Source organism: Phytohabitans sp. LZ39 (genome assembly GCF_059359075.1).
Map to the genome: position 1 here is coordinate 120,147 of NZ_JCADBM010000004.1, position 19,118 is coordinate 139,264.

Sequence of the window (19,118 nt, forward strand, 5' to 3'; positions counted from 1 at the left end):
ACTTTGCGGTTCGCCGTCAAGAGATCGCTCTCATGAGCCTGGCGGCGGGCACGAGAGCCTTACAGTTATCTGCCGGCGGGTGGGTTTGATCGAGGTGGTGGATGGCGCTGGAACGCACGACGAACCGCACGGTCCGGTTGCGTAACCGGGCGGCGCTGCTGTCGAAGCTCTTCCTGGAGGGGCCGCTGACCCGCCAGGACCTCGCCCGCGGCACCGGGCTGAGCCAGCCCGCGGTGAGCAACGTCGTGGCCGACCTGATCGCGGCCGGCCTGGTGGTGGGCGCGGGCGCGCTGGAGTCCGACGGCGGCCGTCCGAGCATGAGCCTGCGGGTGGCGCCCCGCTTCGCGCTGGTGGCCGGCGTCGACGTCGGTGAGACGCGGGTGCGGGTCGAGCTCTTCGACCTGTCCATGGCGCTGCTGGCCAGCGCCGACTACCCGATCGACGCGGCCCGGCCCGACCCGGCCACCGTCGTGCGCCACATCGTCGCCGGCCTCGCCGCGGTCACCGACCAGGCCGGTGTCCCCCGCGCCGACCTGCTCGGCGTGGGCGTCGGGGTCTCCGGCGTCGTCGTGCAGGACCGCGAGGCCGTCGTGTACGCGCAGACGCTCGGCTGGGACGGCGTGCCCCTGGAGCGCATGATCCGGGCCGAGGTCGACGTGCCCCTCCACATCGACAACGGCGCCAAGACGCAGGGCCAGGCGGAGATGTGGTTCGGCGCCGGCCGGGGTGCCCGCCACGCGGTGTTCGCGCTGGTCGGCTCGGGTGTCGGCGCCACCGTGGTGAGCAACGGCGCGACCTATCGCGGGGTGGCCAGCAGCGCCGGCGAGTGGGGGCACACCACGCTGGTGTACGGCGGCCGGGCCTGCCGGTGCGGCGCCCGCGGCTGCCTCGAGGCCTACGTCGGCGCGGAGGGCATCATCGAGCGCTACCGGGAGGCGCGGCGAGGTCGCGCGGTGCCCGGCGCCGACGAGGAGTCCCAGATCAACGCGCTGCTGGCGGCCGCCGACCGCTCCGAGACGGCGCGGCGGGTGCTCGACGAGACGGCCGCCTACCTGGGCGCCGGCGTCGCCAACCTGATCAACCTCTTCAACCCCGAGCGGGTGGTGCTCGGCGGCTGGGCCGGCCTGGCCCTGGGCTCGCGCCTGCTCCCGGAGATCCGCGCGGCGGCGGCGGCCCAGGCGCTGCGCAAGCCGTTCGAGCAGGCCAGGATCGAGTTGGGCCAGCTGGGCGTCGACGCGGTGGCGCTGGGCGCGGCGACCCTCCCGGTGGCCCAGCTCCTCGCGGCCGGCGGCGTGCGCGCCGCGACGGCGGTCCCCGCCTGAGCCGCGCCTTCCGGCATTCGGGATTTATTACGTTGTGATGGATCTATGTCTTGACGCACTCGTGACCCCGGCGTAACACTCTGCCGGGGAGCGAGAGCGCTCTCAGCGTTGCCCGGTTTCGGCGTCCGGGCCCCACCACCCACGACAGGCAGGGTCATGATTTCGCGTACCCCCTTTCGCCGGATCAGACGTCGACCACTCGTCATCGCCGTCGTCGCGGCGGCCGTCCTCGCGCTGCTCCCGCTCGGCGCGATACCGTTCGCCAACGCCGCGCCCACGCTGATCTCGCAGGGCAAGCCGGTCACCGCCTCCTCCACCGAGTCCGCCGCCTACCCGGCCACCGCGGCCGTCGACGGTAACACCGGCACCCGCTGGGCCTCCGGGTTCACCGATCCACAGTGGATACAGGTCGACCTGGGCACCACCGCCACGATCAGCCAGGTCGTGCTCCGCTGGGAGGCCGCGTACGCGTCGGCGTACCAGATACAGACCTCGACCAACGGCACCACCTGGACCAACGTCTACGCCACCACCACCTCCACCGGCGGCACGCAGACGCTCAACGTGACCGGCTCCGGCCGGTACGTGCGGATGAACGGCACCGCGCGGGCCACGGCGTGGGGGTACTCGCTGTGGGAGTTCGAGGTGATCGGCGAGTTCGGCGCCCAGCCCAACGTGTGCGGCACCGCCAACGCCGCCGCCGGCCGCCCCGCCACCGCATCCTCGACCGAGGCCGCCGCCTACCCCGCCTCGGCCGCGGTGGACGGCAACACCGGCACCCGCTGGGCCTCCGCGTTCAGCGATCCACAGTGGATCCAGGTGGACCTCGGCACCAGCCAGTCGATCTGCCAGGTGGTGCTCCAGTGGGAGGCCGCGCACGCGACGGCGTACCAGATACAGACCTCGGCCAACGGGACGAGCTGGACCACCGTCTACTCCACGACCACCTCCACCGGCGGCACGCAGACGCTCGACGTGAGCGGCACCGGCCGGTACGTGCGCATGAACGGCACCGCGCGGGCGACCGGCTTCGGCTACTCGCTGTGGGAGCTCCAGGTACGCGTCGGCGGCGGCACACCGACCACCAGCCCGCCGACCGGTGACCCGGTGGAGCCGACCGACCCGCGCAACCCCAACCTCGGGCCGAACACCTTCGTCTTCGACCCGTCCACGCCCACCTCCACCATCCAAAGTCGACTGAACACCATCTTCACCCAGCAGGAGACGGCGCAGTTCGCGCCCAACCGGTACGCGGTGCTTTTCAAGCCCGGCAACTACACCGCCGACGTCAACCTCGGCTTCTTCACCCAGGTCGCCGGGCTCGGCATGTCGCCGGACGACACCAACCTCAACGGCCACGTGCGGGCCGAGGCGTTCTGGATGGGCGGCAACGCCACGCAGAACTTCTGGCGCGCGGCCGAAAACCTCTCCGTCACGCTGCCCGCCGGCACCATCGTGGAGCGCTGGGCGGTGTCCCAGGCCGCGCCGTACCGCCGCATGCACCTGCGCGGCGCCGGCAACCAGATCCAGCTGTGGAACGGCGGCGACGGGTGGTCCAGCGGCGGCTTCATGGCCGACACCAAAGTGGACGGCCAGGTGGTCTCCGGCTCGCAGCAGCAGTGGTACTCGCGCAACAGCGAGTTCGGCAGCTGGAACGGCGGCGTGTGGAACATGGTGTTCCAGGGCGTCACCGGCGCGCCCGCGGCCAACTACCCCAACCCGCCGCACACGGTGATCGGGCAGACGCCGGTGGTCCGCGAGAAGCCGTTCCTGTACGTCGACGGCACCGGCGAGTACCGGGTGTTCGTGCCCGCGCTGCGCGCAAACTCGGCCGGCACGACGTGGTTCGGCAAGACGCCGGCCGGCTCGTCCATATCGCTGAGCCAGTTCTACCTGGTCCGCCCCGGCACCACCGCGGCCACCATCAACAACGCGCTCGCTGCCGGGCGGCATCTGCTGTTCACGCCGGGCGTGTACCAGATCGACCAGACCATCCGGATCACCCGGCCGGACACGGTGGTACTCGGCCTCGGCCTCGCCACCCTCCAGGCCAACAACGGCGTGACGGCCATGTCGGTCGCGGACGTCGACGGCGTGAAGGTCGCCGGCATCATGTTCGAGGCCGGCACCACCAACTCGCCGGTGCTGATGGAGGTCGGCCCGGCCGGGTCGTCGGCGAGCCACGCCGCCAACCCGACCTCGCTGCACGACGTGTTCTTCCGCATCGGCGGGGCGATCGCCGGCAAGGCGACCAACACGCTGACCGTCAACAGCGACAACGTGATCGGCGACCACATGTGGCTGTGGCGCGGCGACCACGGCGACGGCATCGGCTGGAACGTCAACACCGCCGACACCGGCCTCACCGTCAACGGCGACAACGTCACCATGTACGGCCTGTTCGTCGAGCACTACCAGAAGTACGAGGTCATCTGGAACGGCAACGGCGGCCGCACGTACTTCTTCCAGAACGAGAAGCCGTACGACCCGCCGAACCAGGCCGCGTGGATGAACGGGAGCACGCGCGGGTACGCCGCGTACAAGGTGGCCAACGGCGTCACCAGCCACGAGGCGTGGGGCGTGGGCAGCTACTGCTACTTCAACGTCAACCCCGCGGTGGTCGCCGAGCGCTCCTTCGAGGTGCCGGACACGCCCGGCGTCCGCTTCCACAACCTGGTGACGGTGTCGCTCGGCGGCGTCGGCACGATCAACCGCATCATCAACAACACCGGGGGTACCGCCAACACGGCGACCCAGCGGCAGACGCTGAACAACTACCCGTAGTCCCCCGTAGACCGCAGCCCTCCCACCAAGAGACCGTGGCCACGGACCGCCTCCGCGACGGGCGGCCCGTGGCCACGGTCCGGGCTACCGGAAGTCGTCCGCGTGGTCGCGGGCCCACTCGGCGAAAGCGCGGGCCGGGTGACCGGTCACCTTTTCCACATCCGGCCACGGGCGGGACAGCGCCGACCAGTCCTGCTCGGCGTAGCCGCTGTCGCTTTCCGGCGCGTCGCCGCCGTACTCGACGAAGCCGAGCATCAGGTCGGCACTCGCGGCCGCGAACCCGCCCTGCGCCAGCATCAGCGCCCGCGCCTCCTCGCGCGTCACCTCCTCGTACCGGACCTCCTCGCCGAGCGCGGCGCCAATCGCCCGCACCTGCTCGCGGACGGTGACCGCCGCGGGCCCGGTGATCGTGTACGCGGCACCGTGGTGCCCCTCCCGCAGCAGCGCCTCGACCGCGACGGCGGCGATGTCGTCTTCGTGGACCAGCAGCATCGGCTCGTCCGCGAACGGGTAACGCACCACCCGTTCGGCCCGCACCGTGGGCGCCCACATCTGGAGCATGTTGGCCATGAAGCCACCCGGCCGCAGGTGCGTCCACTGTAGACCGGACCGCGCCACGTGCGACTCGACCGGGTTGGTGTGCAGCCCGGCCGTCACAGACGCCGCCGACAGGTCCACGATCCGCCGCACCCCGGCGTCACGGGCCATCGCCACGACCTCCGCCGCGGTCCGCTCCACCGGGAAGAGGTAGAGGGCGTCCACATCGGCCAGCGCGGGCGCGACGCTCGCCGGATCTTCGAGATCGCCGCGCACGACCTCGACGCCGGCCGGCAGCCCCGCGCCGCCGGGGCGCCGGGTGAGCGCCCGGACGGCCACCCCTTCGGCCAGGAGGCGCCTGACCACGTTTCGCCCGACAAACCCGGTGGCACCGGTCACAAGAACTCTCATGCCGCCGACACTAGGCGGCAAGTAGGTCAGGAGCTGTCACACTTCCCGCGGGAGCGGGCCGAGGTGCGCGGCCACCCGCTCGCGGAGCAACCGGTACTCCTCCGCCCGCCGCGGCGGCGTCCCGGGCGGCCGGCTCACCGCACGCACCGCCACCACCCGCTGCCCGTCGACGAACTGCGACCGGGTCACGTCGATCTCGACGCCGCTGGCCAACCTGTTCCACCAGTGGAAGCCCTCCTGCACCGCGCCGCGCCACACCTCACCCAGCATCAGCTCACCGCCGAGCAGGTCGTGCAGCAACAGCGCGGTGATGTCGCACTGCCCCCAGGCGGGATTGCCGGGCTGCCAGCCGGCGCGCTCGACGTCGTCCGGTGAGCAGGTGTCGGCCGCCCAACTGGCCCGCAGCGCCGCCTCGATGTCGCCCAAGGTCCAGGGAGTCATCGCACGAGTATGCGAGGCGCCTACGACGAAAGGCGCCGGCGCCGCGAGTGGATCGCACGGACCAGCTCCGCGACGCCCTCCGCCCCTCGAGGTAGAGCTCGGCGCCGTCACCCCAGGCGGAGGAGCATCGCGCCGCCGTAGGCCAGGGCGGCGACCGAGCCGGTCAGCAACAGCAGTCCCCACAGCACCGGCGGGAGCAGCGTGAGCCGGCGCAGCTCGTCGTGGTCGGAGCCCTTGGTGGCGTACGCGCCGCCGCGCATGACCACCAGGCTCTGCTCCACCGCGGCGATCAGCAGGAACCAGGCCCACACGTGCGCGAGCAGCGCCTGGGTGGGCGGCTCGGTGTAGACGGCGGCGAGGAACGCGAGCACGACCAGCGCGGGCACCACCAGCCATCCGACCGGGCCGCGCACCACGAAGAGCATGAGCACCAGGAACGCGAGGCTGGCCCAGAAGACCGCCGCGGTGTAGCCGCGCACCGCCAGCCAGGCGGCGCCGAGCCCGAACACGGACGGGCCGAGGTGGCCCATCATCGTGACCGGCACGTCGATCGCCCACGGGAGCTTGCCGCCGAAGCTGGTGGCCGCGTTGCCGCCGCGCTCCAGGCGGATGCTCACCACCTTCTGCGCCAGCAGGCGACCGAGCAGCGCATGACCGCCCTCGTGGGCGACCGTCGCCGCGTACTTGGTCACCACGAACATCGGCACCGCACCGACCCAGGCGATCACCGCGGCCAGCACGACCACACGGGCGGGGTCGGCGTCGGTCACGGCGGCGGCGAGCGGCATCACAGGCGTCACGGTAAGGGCGGGCCGGGCTTGGTCACCATCGGCGAAACGGCAGGTCCGCGCTTAATCGGTTGTCCGCACACCGGTGGTCCTGATGGAGTGGTCAGCGACCCGACGTCCTGGAGAGGAGACCCGAGATGCGTGCCGCGTACATGTCCGTCCAGAAGGGAATCGACGCCTATGTAGAGGACATGACGCGTGAGTACGTTGAACCTGGGGATCCTGGCCCATGTCGACGCCGGTAAGACGAGCCTGACCGAGCGGCTGCTCTACGACGCCGGCGTGATCGACGAGATCGGGAGCGTCGACGCGGGTAGCACGCAGACCGACTCGATGGAGCTCGAGCGGCGGCGCGGCATCACGATCAAGTCGGCCGTGGTGTCGTTCGCGATCGGCGATGTGACCGTCAACCTCATCGACACGCCCGGCCACCCCGACTTCATCGCCGAGGTGGAGCGGGTGCTGAGCGTGCTCGACGGCGCCGTGCTCGTCGTCTCCGCCGTCGAAGGGGTGCAGGCGCAAACTCGCGTGCTGATGCGCACGCTGCGCCGCCTGCGCATCCCCACCCTGCTGTTCGTCAACAAGATCGACCGCTCCGGCGCGCGCTACGCCGGCCTGCTCGCCGCCGTCTCGGACAAGCTGACCACCGCCGCGGTACCGATGGGAACGGTCACATCGCTCGGCACCCGGCAGGCGGCGTTCGTACCGGACGACGCGGCGCTCGTCGACGCGCTCACCCGGCACGACGACGCGCTCCTCGCCGCCTTTGTGGACAACGAGAGAACGGTCACACCCCGCCGGCTGCGCGCCGATCTGGCCCGCGCCACCCGCCGTTGCCTCGCGTACCCCATCTTCTTCGGCTCGGCGATCACCGGCGCCGGCGTACCCGCGCTGATGAAAGGGATCGCGGACCTGCTGCCGGCCGCGGCGGGTGACCCGCGCGGGCCGGTCTCCGGCACGGTGTTCAAAGTGGAGCGTGGCCGGGCCGGCGAGAAGGTCGCCTACGTGCGGATGTTCTCCGGCACGGTCCGCACCCGCGACCGCCTCCGCGACGACAGCAAGGTGACCGCGATCGGCGTCTTCGACCGCGGCGGCACGGTGCGCGCCGACGAGGTTCCGGCCGGCCGCATCGGCAAGCTGTGGGGCCTGGGCGGTGTCCGCGTCGGCGACCCGATCGGCCGGCCGCACGGGACCGCGGCGCACCACTTCGCGCCGCCGTCGCTGGAGACGGTCGTCGAGCCGGCCCGCCCCGCCGACAAGGGCGCGCTGCACGCCGCCCTCACCCAGCTCGCCGAGCAGGACCCGCTCATCGACCTGCGGCAGGACGCGATCCGCCAGGAGATCTCGGTGTCGCTCTACGGCGAGGTGCAGAAGGAGGTCATCCAGGCGACGCTCGCCGGCGAGTACGGCGTGGCGGCGAGCTTCCGGGAGAGCACGACGATCTGCGTCGAGCGTCCGGCCGGCACCGGCGCGGCGGTCGAGTTCATGGGCCGGGACGGCAACCCGTTCCTGGCCACCGTCGGGTTCCGGGTGGATCCGGCGCCCGCCGGCTCCGGCGTCGGCTACCGCCTGGAGGTGGAGCTGGGGTCGATGCCGTACGCGTTCGTGAAGGCGGTCGAGGACACCGTGCGCGAGACCCTGGAGCAGGGCTTGCACGGCTGGCGGGTCACCGACTGCGTCGTGACCATGACCCACTCCGGGTACGCGGCGCGGCAGAGCCACGCGCACGCCACCTTCGACAAGAGCATGTCGAGTACCGGCTTCGACTTCCGCGGCCTCACGCCGCTGGTGCTGATGACCGCCCTCTCCCGTGCGGGCACGGTGGTGCACGAGCCGCTGCACCGGTTCCGGCTGGAGTTTCCGGCGGACACGTTCGGCACGCTGCTGCCGGTGCTGGTGCGGCTCGGCGGCGTGCCCGGTCAGCCCGACCTGCGCGGACCAGTGGGTGTGCTGGAGGGCTTCGTGCCCGCGGCGCGCGTGCACGAGCTTCAGCAGCGCCTGCCCGGCCTGACCCGCGGCGAGGGCGTTGTGGAGAACATGTTCGACCACTACGCGCCCGTGCGTGGCCCGGTGCCGTCGCGGTCGCGGTGGGACGCCAACCCGCTGGACCGCAAGGAGTACCTGCTGCGGGTGCTCCGCCGGGTGCCGTGAATGATCGGAGTCATGGAATTCGGAGTTGGCATCTTCCCCACCTACGACGGCATGAAGCCCGGTGACGTCGCCCGCATGGTCGAGGAGCGCGGCCAGAACGCGCTCTACTTCGCGGAGCACACGCACATCCCGGCCACCGAGACCGACCGCGCGCCGGGCAAGCCGCTGCCGTCGAAGTACTGGAAAACGTACGACCTTTTCGTCGCGCTGACGGCCGCCGCGGCGGCGACCAGCCGGCTGCGGGTGGCGAGCGGCATCTGCCTGGTCATCGAGCGCGACCCGATCGTCACCGCCAAGGAGGTGGCCAGCGTCGACCACCTTTCCGGCGGGCGGCTGGAGTTCGGGGTGGGCGCCGGCTGGAACCGCACCGAGATGAGCAACCACGGCACCGACCCCCGCGTCCGCATGCGGGTGCTGCGCGAGCGGGTCGAGGCCATGAAGACCATCTGGACGAACGACGAGGCGAGCTACTCCGGCCGGTACGTCAACTTCGAGCGCATCTGGTCGTGGCCGAAGCCCGCACAGCGCCCCCACCCGCCGGTCCTCGTCGGTGGGTCCGGTCCCACCGTGCTCGACCGGGTGCTGGCGTTCGGCGACGCGTGGTTTCCCAACTACTTCCCCGGCGTCTACGACAAGATCGCCGAGCTGCGCGCGCGGGCCGAACGGCCGATCGAGGTGCAGCTGATGAGCGTGCCGGCCGACCCCGCCGTCTTCGAACGCCTGCGCGACGCCGGCGTGCACCGCGTCGCCCAGTGGTTGCCCTCCGGCCCCCGGTGGCGGGTCGAGCAGGCGCTGGAAAAGTGGGAGCGCGCGATCGCCGAGTACCACCCGGAGTGACGCGGATGTTCATGTCACTGGTGACGCTCGTCGTGCCCGACTACGCCCCCGCCGTCGAGTTCTTCGTGGACGTTCTGGGCTTCGAGCTGGTGGAGGACACACCGTCCACGACCAACGACGGCCGCCCGAAGCGGTGGGTGGTGGTCCGCCCGCCCGGCGCCGAGACAGGGCTGTTGCTGGCCCGCGCCGACGGCCCGCGCCAGGAGGCGGTGGTGGGCGCGCAGGCGGCCGGGCGGGTCGCCTTCTTCCTGCGGGTGGACGACTTCGACGCGGTGTACAACCGGTTGGTGGCGGCGAGCGCGGAGATCACGCCGGCGCGCGACGAGCCGTACGGCCGCGTGGCCGTCTTCGCGGACCTGGCCGGCAACAAGTGGGACCTGGTGGGCCCGGTGAAAGGTTAGTGAAAGGTCGGGCTGCTAGCTTGCGGCCCGTGATGATGCGACGCGCCGTCCTGGGTGCGGCGGGCGCGGCGGCGCTGCTGCTCGCCTCCGCCGCCCCCGCGACCGCCGACAGTGTGGTGCGGTGGCTCACCGCGCAGCCGTGTGCCACCGCCCAGCTCACCGTCTCGTCTACACCGGACACCGACACGACGGTCTCCGGCTGGATCGACCCGTGTCAGCGGCCGGCCCGCGCCGAGCGGTTCGGCTTCGTCTACTACGTCCAGGACCCGGAGGGCGGCGGTCCGCGCGGATACGTCTACCTCGAAAGACTGCGGCACTACGGCACCGCCGAGGCGACCGCGTTCGAGGGGACCGTCGACCGCGACGTGGCGTCCCGCTTCGGGTCGGTGCTCGCCCTCTGCCTGGCCACCGGGCCCGGCCGGCTGGTCACCTGCGTCCCCGGCATGTACCCGGACGCCGACGCTCCCCCGCCGCCGAGGCCGACGCTCCAGGAACTGGCGGCTCTCCCGGTCATCGAGATCCCACCATCTCCGGCCGACCCGAACTGCGCCACCTGCGTGTAGGCGCGCCCGCCTTCAAGAGGGCAGCCCTGTCACAGGTGCCCGCGGGAGCATACGGTCTTCAGCTGGCGCGGACGGGGGCAAAATCAGGGCCTTTGCACGCGGGGTGACACACAACCCGTAGCGCTTCCTAGGAAGCTGGGCTAGTGGAACGGCGACGCAGCGTGAGGAGGGCGCCCGCCGCGACCAGGCCTACCCCCGCGGCCGTCGCGGCCTTCGGGAGCCACGGCGGGATGTCCAGGAAGACGGTGATGCCGAGGATCCGGGACAGGCCCCACGGCAGCAGGGCCATCTGGTCGTTCCAGACGGTGAGCGCGCGCTCCAGGCCCATGCCCGCCGCCACCCCGCCGAAGACCGCCACCGGCGCGCCGCCCGCCACCAGCACCCGGCCGGTCGCGTGGCGGGCGCCGAGGCCGTAGCCGCCGCGCAGGGCGTGGTAGGCCGCGACGAACACCCACAGAAACGCCGCGAACGCCGCCGTCACGTACACGCCCCGGGCCGGCGGGTCGGTCCAGAAGTTGAACCAGTAGCGGCCCGGCCCGCGGGACGCGGTGCCCACCAGCAGGATCAGCGTGCGGAGGACGGCCGCGCCGCCCAGCGCCGCCCACAGCGCGTAGGGGTCGGCGCCGCCGAGCAGCACGCGCAGCGCGACCGCGAAGAGCAGCCACGAGCCGAGGGTCAGCGTGAGGTGGGCCGGGGAGGCGAACCAGCTGTACGCCGCGCGGCTCAGCACCAGCGCCAGCGCCGGGATCGCCCATACCAGCAGGCGGTCGAGTGTGGACGGTGGGGGCGGCAGGTCACCGACCCGCCACGGGCGCGTCATGCCCACCCAGAGCGCCCGCAGCGCGGACGAGCGGCGGGAGAACGCGCCCACGAGCACCGCCGCGACGAGCAGCGCCAGCAACGCCCGGGCCAGCCACGCCATGGCGGCGTCCCGCTCGGCGCGGTCGAGGCCGATGTCCGCCGCGGGGAAGCGGAAGGCGGGCAGGTCGACGTCGTCGCCGTAGCGGGCGACGTGCGCGTCGCGGGCCTCGACGTAGCTGGCGCGGGCCGCCTCCCACGCCGCCCGCGCGTCCGGGTCGCCGGTGTCCAGCCACTGGGCGTACCGCAGGAACATCGTGCGGTAGGCGCCGAGGGTTTCGAACAAGTTCAACTGGAAGTCGAGGGTGTCCACGAACCGCTGCCGGAGCGCGGGATCGCGCCAGGTGGCCGGGTCGGTGGCGGCTATCCGCTCGCGCATGCGGCCGGCGAGCGCGACCGCGTCGCCGCCCTCGCGGATCGCCTCGTCGAGGTTGTCGCGGCTGACCGAGTAGATGCTGTCGAGCACCGCGCTGTCGCCGGTGACGATGTCCCACTCGAAGATCCACATCATCGGCGGCGGGTGCACGCCGAGCGCCTTGACCGTGCGGTTGGCGTACGGTCCGATGTAGAGCCCCTTCGTCACCGCCTGGCGCGACATGGCCATCACTTCGCCGATCGCCGCCACAGTGGACGGATCCGCGGAGAAGGTCTGCCGCGCCCAGTCCGCCGTCACCTCCCCCGGGTCGGCGTCCGGATCCCAGGCGAGGCGGGCGGCGGAGTAGACGTTGAGGTCGTAGAGCTGCCAGAAGCCCTCGCGCAGGTAGAGCGTGCGCGGCCCGGCGCGCAGCGGCCCACCCCCTTGCGTCCACGTCCACACGCCCTCGACGTTCGGGTTGGCGGCCAGGAACCGGCGCAGCGCGGCCCCGTGCAACGAGCCGAGGTCGTTGGGGAGCGCGCCGAAGACCTCGAACTCGCGCCGCGCCTGGAATTCCACGATCCGCCGCTGCGTGCCCATCTCCAGCGTGTGGTTGAACGGCAGGTGGCTGTAGTAGTCGCCGAGGCAGTACTTCGTGGACACGATGAGGTGCGGGTCGTCGATGCCGCCGAGCACCTCGTCGTACGACTCCGCGTCGATGTGCATCTCGCCGACCGCGCCGACCCCGATGCTCCAGGTGCGGAAGATGATGTCCCGCTCCCCCTCGCCGGCGACGGCCAGGAGCGCGCGGAGCATGGCGCGCACGGCCGCGGGCGTCTTCACCGCGATCTCCGAGGTGTAGTCCCACCCCGGGAACTTGTAGATGTCACCGCCCTCGCCGATGCGCACCATGAGGCCCGCCGCGTACGGCAGCGAGGTGAAGAACTCGCGCAGCCCGGCCTGGTAGACGCTCCACAGGCGAGGGTCCTCGGCGTTCATGCCGCCGGGCGCGCCGCGCAGGTGCTCGCGGAGCGGCGGGGAGAGGGCCAGCATGTCGGTCATGAAGTAGACCTTCATGCCCATGTCGGCGGCGTAGCGCCAGACCGGGCCGAAGTGCTCCACCATCGCGCGGGCCCGCGCCACGTGCGGGTCGCCGTCAGGGTAGACGCCGATCCCGTCGAACGTGACGTACTCCAGGAAGCCCTGCACGACGACGCCGTTGTACCCCTGGGCGAGCGAGTGGTCGACGAGCTCGCGAAACTGCTCCGAGATGCGGTCGACCGCAACTCTGTCCACATAGGGCGGTCCACTGAGGACGGCGGGGCCGACCACGTCGGTGTTGAGCGAGTAGTCGTCGCTGCCCGCCCAGCCGGCCGGGTCGGCGTCGACGCCGACCGCGCCCGAGTCGACCAGGCGCAGGCCGAGGCGGGGCGTGACGATCCGGCCGTCGTCGGCGGGTGGCAGGACGGGTGCGCCGGACCGGATCCGGTCGGCGACCGTGTAGAGGCCGGCGGAGGCGCCCGCCGGGGTGGCCGCCTCCAGGACGAGGTCGGCGCCGGCGCGGCGGAGCCGGAACGCTTCGCCGGCGAGGCCGCCAACCGCGGAACCTTCCGCCCCCGGCGGCTCAGCGCCCGGCGGCGGGCCGCCTTCCGGCGCCGGCGGCTCGGTGCCCGGCGGCTGGTCGCCCTCTGGCGCCGGCGGCTCGGTGCCCGGCTGGTCGCCTTCTGGCGCCGGCGGCTCGGTCAGGGCGACCCGGAGCACGGGGCCGTCGCCGCCCGCTCCGGGCGCGGGTGGGGTGGCGCCACCGGGCGCGGGTGAGGCGTCGCCGGCCGTGACCGGGCCGCTCACCACCATCGGCTTGGCGCCGCCGCGCTCCGCGAGGGCACCGGCGACCGCGTCCGCGGCGAGCCCGACCCGCCGGTCCACCGGCACCTCGACCCGGGCGAGCCGCGGCGCCGGCTCCATCTCGCGCGGCGGTGCCGCCTTCAGGTCCTCGGGTGGCACGTCGGCCGGCGTGAAGCTCAGCCCGAGCGCCTTGTCGACCTGCCAGGCGATGGCCGCGCCGACGCCCAGCAGCACGAGCGCGGTCGCGCCGGCGATCCACGGGCGCGCGGCCAACCCCCGAAGCATGCCTACCCCGCTCCGCCGCTCGGCGCTCGTCCGCCGTCGGGGTCGAGGCTCGCGGCCTCGCGGCTCCCGCTCAAGGACACGCGGCCATCCTACGGCCTGATCAAGCCACCACCTGGTTCAAGCCAGCAGGCGGTCGAGGAACGGGTTGGTGAACACCCGGTGCGGGTCGAACGTGTTCAACACATCGACGGCGGCGTCCCACGTGGGGTCGGGGCCCTGGCGGTAGGAGTCGGGCACCGTGCCGGTCACGAAGGGTACGTCCGCCCAGGCCGCGTCCGTCGTGTAGCCCCAGCCCTTCGACCACTCGGCCCGCACCGCCGCGTAGCCCTGGTAGGTCGCGAGGAAGAACTGCTCCATGTCCCGGTAGAAGGCGTGCGCGCCGGGCGCGGTCGGGAAGGTCAGCACGTCGAACCACACCACCACGTCCCAGTCGGGGTGGTCGGCCCGTGGCCGCGCGGCGGACAGCGCCGGTGGCGCCGCGCCGGGTACGCCGCTGTCGGCGGGCCGGTCCACCCCGGCGACCCGGATCTCCACCTGCCCGGTCACCGGGTAGAGCCCGCGCGCCTGGTACGCCGCGACCGACTGCTCGTGGTACACGGCGAACTCGTGCACCACCCGCTGGATCGAGGCGCGGCTGGTGTGCACGGCGTACCCGTTCGCGGTCTCCCGCAGCGTGGTCGGCTTGACGTACAGCAGCAGGTTCTTCGAGCGGCCCCACAGGTCGGTCGAGACGGTGGCGGTGAGCCCGGTGGCCGCGACGGTGTACTGGAGCTGCCCGAACGTCGGCGTCAGCTCCCACTCCCCCGCCAGCAGCCGCTCCGCCAGGTCCGCGACGGCCTCGGGCACGTTGTCGGAGAACGGGTAGTTGTACGGCGCGACGACCGGCCGGGAGGTGAGCGGCCGCTGCGGGCTGACGCTCCACACCTTGACCCACGGGTGGGTGGTGTTGGTGAACCAGATCGCCTCCACCCGCCCGCCCTCGTCGACGTAGCGGGCGTACGTGCGGCCGGGCGAGCCGGGCGGGGCGAAGAGCTCGCGCGCCGGTACGTCCACATGCGACAGGCAGCGGAGGTTGCTGTCGGCGCCCACCCGCAGCACCGCCTCGGTGATGAACGCTCTGCCCACATGGGTGAGAAGCGCCGGCCCCTGGGGATCGGCGCGGTTGAACGTGTTCAACACATAGCGGCCGGCTGATGGGTCCCAGACCACGGCGGTGAGCGAGAGGACGAGGTTGCTGAGCGTGCCATAGGTGTGCCCGGGGGCCAGCGTCTCGCCCGTCGCCGCCACCGAGGTGCCGTGGCCGTTGATGGCAAGCACGCCGCCCACGCTCAGGTCACCCGGCGCGGGCGTGTTGGTGACGCCCAGGCCGTTGCCCTCCAGGAAGGCGAGCAGGTCGTCCATGGACGCGCCGGCCTGCACCCGCACGGCCGACGAACCGGGCACCGGACCGGCGACGACCGACATCGCCGTCAGGTGGCGGGTGGTGTCCACGAGCAGCACCGGGTCCGCGGGAGCGGTCTCCTCGGTCACCGTCAGCGGCGCCCACCCGTGCTTGAAGCCACGCGGCCGCACCTTCCAGCCGGCGCCGTGCGCCCAGTTGACGACGGTCACCACGTCGGCGGCGGTGCGCGGGACACAGGTCCACAGGCTGGCGACGCGGATCTCGCCGGCCCAGTTCTCGTAGACCTCCCGGTGCACGTCGATGCCGGCCGGGAAGCCCGGCGGCGGGTCCTCACCGAGCACACCGGCGGGCAGCCAGGCGACGCCGGCGGCGGCAGCCGACGCGCGGAGCAGGTCACGGCGGGTCAGTTCGGCCATGGTGGACAGTGTGGGCACGCGGTGGCGCCCACCGCTGGGCGAGCGCCCGCTAACGACCGGTTGGCGCAGTGTGGCAGATGACCAACAAACCGCGGCGAGGTGTCATTGCCGTTTCCGCGTGGCGCGGGCGACGCCGTGCCCTGTGCGGCGGCGGCCTCAGGACCATCATGTCCCGGGTCCGCGTCAGCCGCGGACCGCCGCTCCCGCCGGAGACCGCGCAGGTCGGCGGCTCGCGGAGCGAGCCGAATTCCCCGACCTGCGCTGCCAGGTCCGCGGCGCACGCCCCCGGTGGAGACCTCGGCCGCTGGTCGGCGAGGCTCCCTCGTTTGGCCCGCTCGTCACGAGCCCGATCTGAAGGACGGAGCTTGGGCTGCCGCGATGTGCGTCGTGGTCCGGACCCGGTCACCCGTCCGCTGTTGCTCGCGGTTAGTTCGGCGCCTCCGGCGGGGCCTCGGGCTTCGCACGCTGGCCGCGGCTTTTGGGGATGGCTGGCCAGGTGGGTCATGATCGCCGGCCTACTTCCCACTGGTTGGGGATGTGGCTCAGCATGTGGGCGGCGTCATGATCGTTCGCCTGAAATGGGCGTGACACGCCGAGGATTACGCCCTTATCGGGCGAACGATCATGCGCTGCGACCGCCACAGCCCCGCATCTCCCACGTGACGGGACGATCGGGTCAGCATTCGGAAGGCGTCGTGATCGTTAGCCCGGAACCTGTGTGACACGCGGACGAGAACGCGGTTCTAGGGCTAACGATCATCGAAGCGCGGTGGACACCGGGGCTCGCGGAGCCTTGCTTGGCCGAGCCCCAAGCCCGGCCAACAGCCGCGAAAGTCGAGGGGCCGACAAAAATACCAAGATCTGGTGGCGGGCCCGCGGCAACCGGGCTGGCCGCCGATCAAGGTCTAGCCCGTGGGCTTGCACCGCGGGCTCGGCGGCGGATGGCCGGACACCGACCGGTGCGGTCAGCGGGCCAGCCGCTTCGACAGCCACCCGAGTGCCATCGGATATCGGTGGTCGATGGCCATGTGGCTGCCTTCGAAGTGTTCGAAGTGGACCTTCTCGTCGGGCACGCCGATCCGGGCGAGGCCGGCGCGGAACGCCTCGGCGCCGAGGTCGAGGAACCACTCGTCGCGGGTGCCGGCGTCGATCCAGGCGGCGCGGAGGGAGCGGAGCGCGTCCGGGTACCGGTCGATCATGCGCACCGGGTCCCAGGCCAGCCACCGCTCCCACAGCTCGGGGCGGAGCTGACCCGTGTGCGGGTCGAACGGCAGCTCGGGGGTGCCGTCGTCGCGGGCGGAGTAGCAGGCGGAGCAGCCGAGCACGATCAGCAGCGTCTGGTCGGCCTCCTTGGTGAAGGCCGTCCGCGACCGGAAGTCGTCCCACCAGCGCTGGATGTCGCCGCCGTAGTCGCGTAGCGCGCGTACGGCCTTGCCGAAGTCGTTGAGGTACACGTACTCGTAGAGGCTGTCGCCGGCGTGGCTGGCGAACGCGCCGAAGAGGTCGGGCCGCAGCATCGGCGTGATCATGGCGCCGAAGCCGCCCGAGGACTTGCCGCTCACGGCGCGCGACTCGCGGTCGGCGATGGTGCGGTAGCGGGCGTCGACCCAGGGCACGATCTCGTCGCAGAGGTACGAGTGGTAGCGCCCGGTGCCCGGTGAGTCGACGAACTGGGAGCCGCCGTACGCCGTCCACGCGTCGACGTAGACCACGACGCACGGCGGTGCCTCGCCGGAGGCGAAGACCGCGTCGGCCGTCTCGATGAACGGCTGCCGGTAGGGCGTGCGGTTGGCCCACATCGCGACGTGGCCGGTGTACCCCTGTAGCACGTACACCGCCGGGTAGCGGGTGGTGGTGTCGCTGTCGTAGCCGGGCGGCGTATACACCCACAGTGGACGCTCGTGGGGATCGCCGAGCGGGTTGCCGCGCAGCAGCTCAGACTCGATCACCGCGCGGTCGAGGCGACCGGCGAGCTCACCCTCCCAGGGCAGCATGGTGGCGTTTACTGGGCCGCGAGCACGTCGACGACGAAGCGCAGCGGCCCGGCCGGCGCGCCGGCCTGCTGCGGGTTGTCGCCGTACGCGAGGTCGGCCGGGATGTCCAGCTGCACGCGGCTGCCCACCGTCACACCGACCAGACCCTGGTCCCACCCGGGGATCACCTGACCGACGCCGATCGGGAAGCTGGCCGGCTGCCCGGCCTTCCACGAGGCGTCGAACTCCTCGCCCTTGGCGTAGGTGACGCCGACGTAGTTGACGGTGATGGTCTGCCCGGACTTGACCGCCGCGCCCTTGCCCTTGATGAGCGGGGTGACGACAAGCTTGGACACGGTGCCGCTGCCCGCCTTGACCACCGGCTTGGTCTTGAGCGCCGGGTCGGCCCCGGCCGGAAGCGGGACCTCACCTGCCGGAGGCGGCGCCGCCGTGGTGGCCGGTGCCTCCGGCTCGGCGACGGCGGTGGGAGTGGGGCTGGCGGTCGTGGTGAGCGCGGGCGAGCCGACGTCTTCGCCGTCACCGCCGCTGCGCGCGACGAAGAAGACCGTGACGAGTATCGCGACGACGGCGACGCCGACACCGGCGCCCGCGAACGCCTGGTTGCGCTTCTTCACCTGCGCGGCCCGTGCGGCAGCCGCCTTGGCGGCAGCGCGCCGCTCCTGCTTGGGCGTCCTCTGTTCCGCCACCACGCCTCCTCAATCGGCAAGACTCCGACACCTTACCGGCACGACCTGAGCCCCACCCACGTGCGGGGTCAGCGGCCGAGGACCCCGGAGTAGACATCGACCAGCGTGCGGACCACCGCGTCCTGGGCGTAGCGGGCGATGGTCGCGCGGCCGTCGCTGCGCGCGCCGGACTCCAGCACCTCGGCGGCGGCCGCCACCAGCGCGGACACGAGCTCGGCGTCGGACGGCGGAAACGGCACCACCGCGGAGGGCGTCACGCCGGCCAGGACCTCGCGGGCGTCGCCGACGTCGGCGCTGACGACCGGCAGGCCCATCGCGGCGGCCTCCTTGACGATCAGCGGGCCGCTCTCGGTGCCCTTCCGGGAGGTGACCAGCAGCAGGTCGGCGGCGGCGAACTTGGGCACCACGTCGGCGCGCACCTGGCCGGGGCCGGGCAGGATCAGCTCGCGGACGGGCAGCCCGCGCTCGCGGAGGCCGGCGAGCACGGCCGTGAAGATGTCGTAGCGCTTGACCGCGTTGTCCGGCGCGGCGCCGAAAAGTACCACCAGGTCGTCGGGCTTGAAGCCCAGCCGGGAGCGGGCCGCCGCGCGGTCTTCCGGCGAGAGCGGGGTGAAGAGATCGAAGTCGATGCCGTTGGGCACGATCACGCCGGCGGGGTCACCCGCCGCCTCGACAAGGCGGCGGGACGGGTACACGCGCACCGCCGGCCGGCCCGCGGTGAGCCGGGTGATCCGGCGCTGCCACGGCTCGTTGACGTCGCTGCCGTACAGCGACAGCACCCGCGGCACGCCGCGGACCAAGCGGGACGAGAGCGCCGTCAGTCCATAGTGGACGTGGACCAGGTCGTAGCCGCCGCGCGCGGCGCGCCGGCGCACCCGCGGGGCGGCCAGCAGGTAGTCGGCCTTGCCCCGGGACTGCGCGACGACCTCCACGTCGACGTCGTGGCCGAGCTTGCGAAGGCCCTCCACCTGCTCGGCCACGAACACGCCGCGGAAGCTGCCCGGCGCCGGCCACAGGTTCGTGACTGCTAACACCCGCATGT

General features: G+C 72.4%; 14 protein-coding genes. 6 read left to right on the top strand and 8 right to left on the bottom strand.

The window, feature by feature from the left end; translation table 11 throughout:
* Window positions 1-101: 101 nt before the first annotated feature.
* Both AC5L36_RS09615 and AC5L36_RS09620 read left to right on the top strand, forming a co-directional pair.
* A complete protein-coding gene (locus AC5L36_RS09615; RefSeq protein WP_441214596.1) occupies window positions 102-1,322 on the top strand; it encodes an ROK family transcriptional regulator in 1,221 nt (406 codons plus the stop codon).
* A gap of 156 nt (window positions 1,323-1,478) precedes the next feature.
* A complete protein-coding gene (locus AC5L36_RS09620) occupies window positions 1,479-4,106 on the top strand; it encodes a pectate lyase-like domain-containing protein (protein WP_441214597.1) in 2,628 nt (875 codons plus the stop codon).
* An 84-nt stretch (window positions 4,107-4,190) separates the two neighbouring features.
* On the opposite strand, the gene AC5L36_RS09625 is transcribed toward AC5L36_RS09620, so the two are convergent.
* The 3 genes from AC5L36_RS09625 to AC5L36_RS09635 form a co-directional block, all read right to left on the bottom strand.
* On the bottom strand, window positions 4,191-5,054 hold the full coding sequence (locus tag AC5L36_RS09625; RefSeq protein WP_441214598.1) for an SDR family oxidoreductase: 864 nt from the start codon (window positions 5,052-5,054) through the stop codon (window positions 4,191-4,193).
* 36 nt (window positions 5,055-5,090) lie between these two features.
* On the bottom strand, window positions 5,091-5,495 hold the full coding sequence (locus AC5L36_RS09630; protein WP_441214599.1) for a YunG family protein: 405 nt from the start codon (window positions 5,493-5,495) through the stop codon (window positions 5,091-5,093).
* 107 nt (window positions 5,496-5,602) lie between these two features.
* Entirely contained in the window at window positions 5,603-6,283 is a 681-nt protein-coding gene (locus AC5L36_RS09635; RefSeq protein WP_441214948.1) for a M50 family metallopeptidase, read from the bottom strand.
* Window positions 6,284-6,481: 198 nt separating this feature from the next.
* Between AC5L36_RS09635 and AC5L36_RS09640 the strand changes: the two genes are divergently transcribed.
* The 4 genes from AC5L36_RS09640 to AC5L36_RS09655 are packed head-to-tail and all read left to right on the top strand — an operon-like array spanning window position 6,482 to window position 10,235.
* Window positions 6,482-8,434, top strand: coding sequence for a GTP-binding protein (locus tag AC5L36_RS09640; protein WP_441214600.1), 1,953 nt, complete (start codon window positions 6,482-6,484; stop codon window positions 8,432-8,434).
* Window positions 8,435-8,446: 12 nt separating this feature from the next.
* Window positions 8,447-9,271, top strand: a complete 825-nt coding sequence (locus AC5L36_RS09645) for a TIGR03619 family F420-dependent LLM class oxidoreductase (protein ID WP_441214601.1) — start codon at window positions 8,447-8,449, stop codon at window positions 9,269-9,271.
* 5 nt (window positions 9,272-9,276) lie between these two features.
* Window positions 9,277-9,672 carry a VOC family protein gene (locus tag AC5L36_RS09650; protein ID WP_441214602.1) on the top strand — a complete coding sequence of 132 codons (396 nt, stop codon included), beginning with the start codon at window positions 9,277-9,279 and terminating at the stop codon, window positions 9,670-9,672.
* Window positions 9,673-9,701: 29 nt separating this feature from the next.
* Window positions 9,702-10,235, top strand: a complete 534-nt coding sequence (locus AC5L36_RS09655; RefSeq protein WP_441214603.1) for a hypothetical protein — start codon at window positions 9,702-9,704, stop codon at window positions 10,233-10,235.
* 127 nt (window positions 10,236-10,362) lie between these two features.
* On the opposite strand, the gene AC5L36_RS09660 is transcribed toward AC5L36_RS09655, so the two are convergent.
* From AC5L36_RS09660 to AC5L36_RS09680, 5 genes are all read right to left on the bottom strand, one after another.
* Window positions 10,363-13,578 carry a hypothetical protein gene (locus tag AC5L36_RS09660; protein WP_441214604.1) on the bottom strand — a complete coding sequence of 1,072 codons (3,216 nt, stop codon included), beginning with the start codon at window positions 13,576-13,578 and terminating at the stop codon, window positions 10,363-10,365.
* A gap of 117 nt (window positions 13,579-13,695) precedes the next feature.
* Window positions 13,696-15,396 (bottom strand): cholesterol oxidase substrate-binding domain-containing protein, encoded by a 1,701-nt coding sequence (locus tag AC5L36_RS09665; protein WP_441214605.1) that lies wholly within the window; start codon window positions 15,394-15,396, stop codon window positions 13,696-13,698.
* A 965-nt stretch (window positions 15,397-16,361) separates the two neighbouring features.
* Complete coding sequence (locus tag AC5L36_RS09670; RefSeq protein WP_441214606.1) at window positions 16,362-17,390, bottom strand: alpha/beta hydrolase; 1,029 nt, start codon at window positions 17,388-17,390, stop codon at window positions 16,362-16,364.
* Between the two features lie 8 nt (window positions 17,391-17,398).
* Window positions 17,399-18,076, bottom strand: coding sequence for an FKBP-type peptidyl-prolyl cis-trans isomerase (locus AC5L36_RS09675; RefSeq protein ID WP_441214607.1), 678 nt, complete (start codon window positions 18,074-18,076; stop codon window positions 17,399-17,401).
* Window positions 18,077-18,144: 68 nt separating this feature from the next.
* Window positions 18,145-19,116, bottom strand: a complete 972-nt coding sequence (locus tag AC5L36_RS09680) for a glycosyltransferase family 4 protein (RefSeq protein ID WP_441214608.1) — start codon at window positions 19,114-19,116, stop codon at window positions 18,145-18,147.
* Window positions 19,117-19,118 lie beyond the last annotated feature (2 nt).

Excerpts from the sequence above, each read along its gene's own strand:
- AC5L36_RS09615 (WP_441214596.1), top strand. The coding sequence starts at position 102 with ATGGCGCTGGAACGCACGACGAACCGCACGGTCCGGTTGCGTAACCGG.
- AC5L36_RS09680 (WP_441214608.1), bottom strand. The coding sequence starts at position 19,116 with ATGCGGGTGTTAGCAGTCACGAACCTGTGGCCGGCGCCGGGCAGCTTC.
- AC5L36_RS09650 (WP_441214602.1), top strand. The coding sequence starts at position 9,277 with ATGTTCATGTCACTGGTGACGCTCGTCGTGCCCGACTACGCCCCCGCC.
- AC5L36_RS09625 (WP_441214598.1), bottom strand. The coding sequence starts at position 5,054 with ATGAGAGTTCTTGTGACCGGTGCCACCGGGTTTGTCGGGCGAAACGTG.
- AC5L36_RS09665 (WP_441214605.1), bottom strand. The coding sequence starts at position 15,396 with ATGGCCGAACTGACCCGCCGTGACCTGCTCCGCGCGTCGGCTGCCGCC.
- AC5L36_RS09620 (WP_441214597.1), top strand. The coding sequence starts at position 1,479 with ATGATTTCGCGTACCCCCTTTCGCCGGATCAGACGTCGACCACTCGTC.
- AC5L36_RS09630 (WP_441214599.1), bottom strand. The coding sequence starts at position 5,495 with ATGACTCCCTGGACCTTGGGCGACATCGAGGCGGCGCTGCGGGCCAGT.
- AC5L36_RS09670 (WP_441214606.1), bottom strand. The coding sequence starts at position 17,390 with ATGCTGCCCTGGGAGGGTGAGCTCGCCGGTCGCCTCGACCGCGCGGTG.
- AC5L36_RS09645 (WP_441214601.1), top strand. The coding sequence starts at position 8,447 with ATGGAATTCGGAGTTGGCATCTTCCCCACCTACGACGGCATGAAGCCC.
- AC5L36_RS09635 (WP_441214948.1), bottom strand. The coding sequence starts at position 6,283 with ATGCCGCTCGCCGCCGCCGTGACCGACGCCGACCCCGCCCGTGTGGTC.
- AC5L36_RS09660 (WP_441214604.1), bottom strand. The coding sequence starts at position 13,578 with ATGCTTCGGGGGTTGGCCGCGCGCCCGTGGATCGCCGGCGCGACCGCG.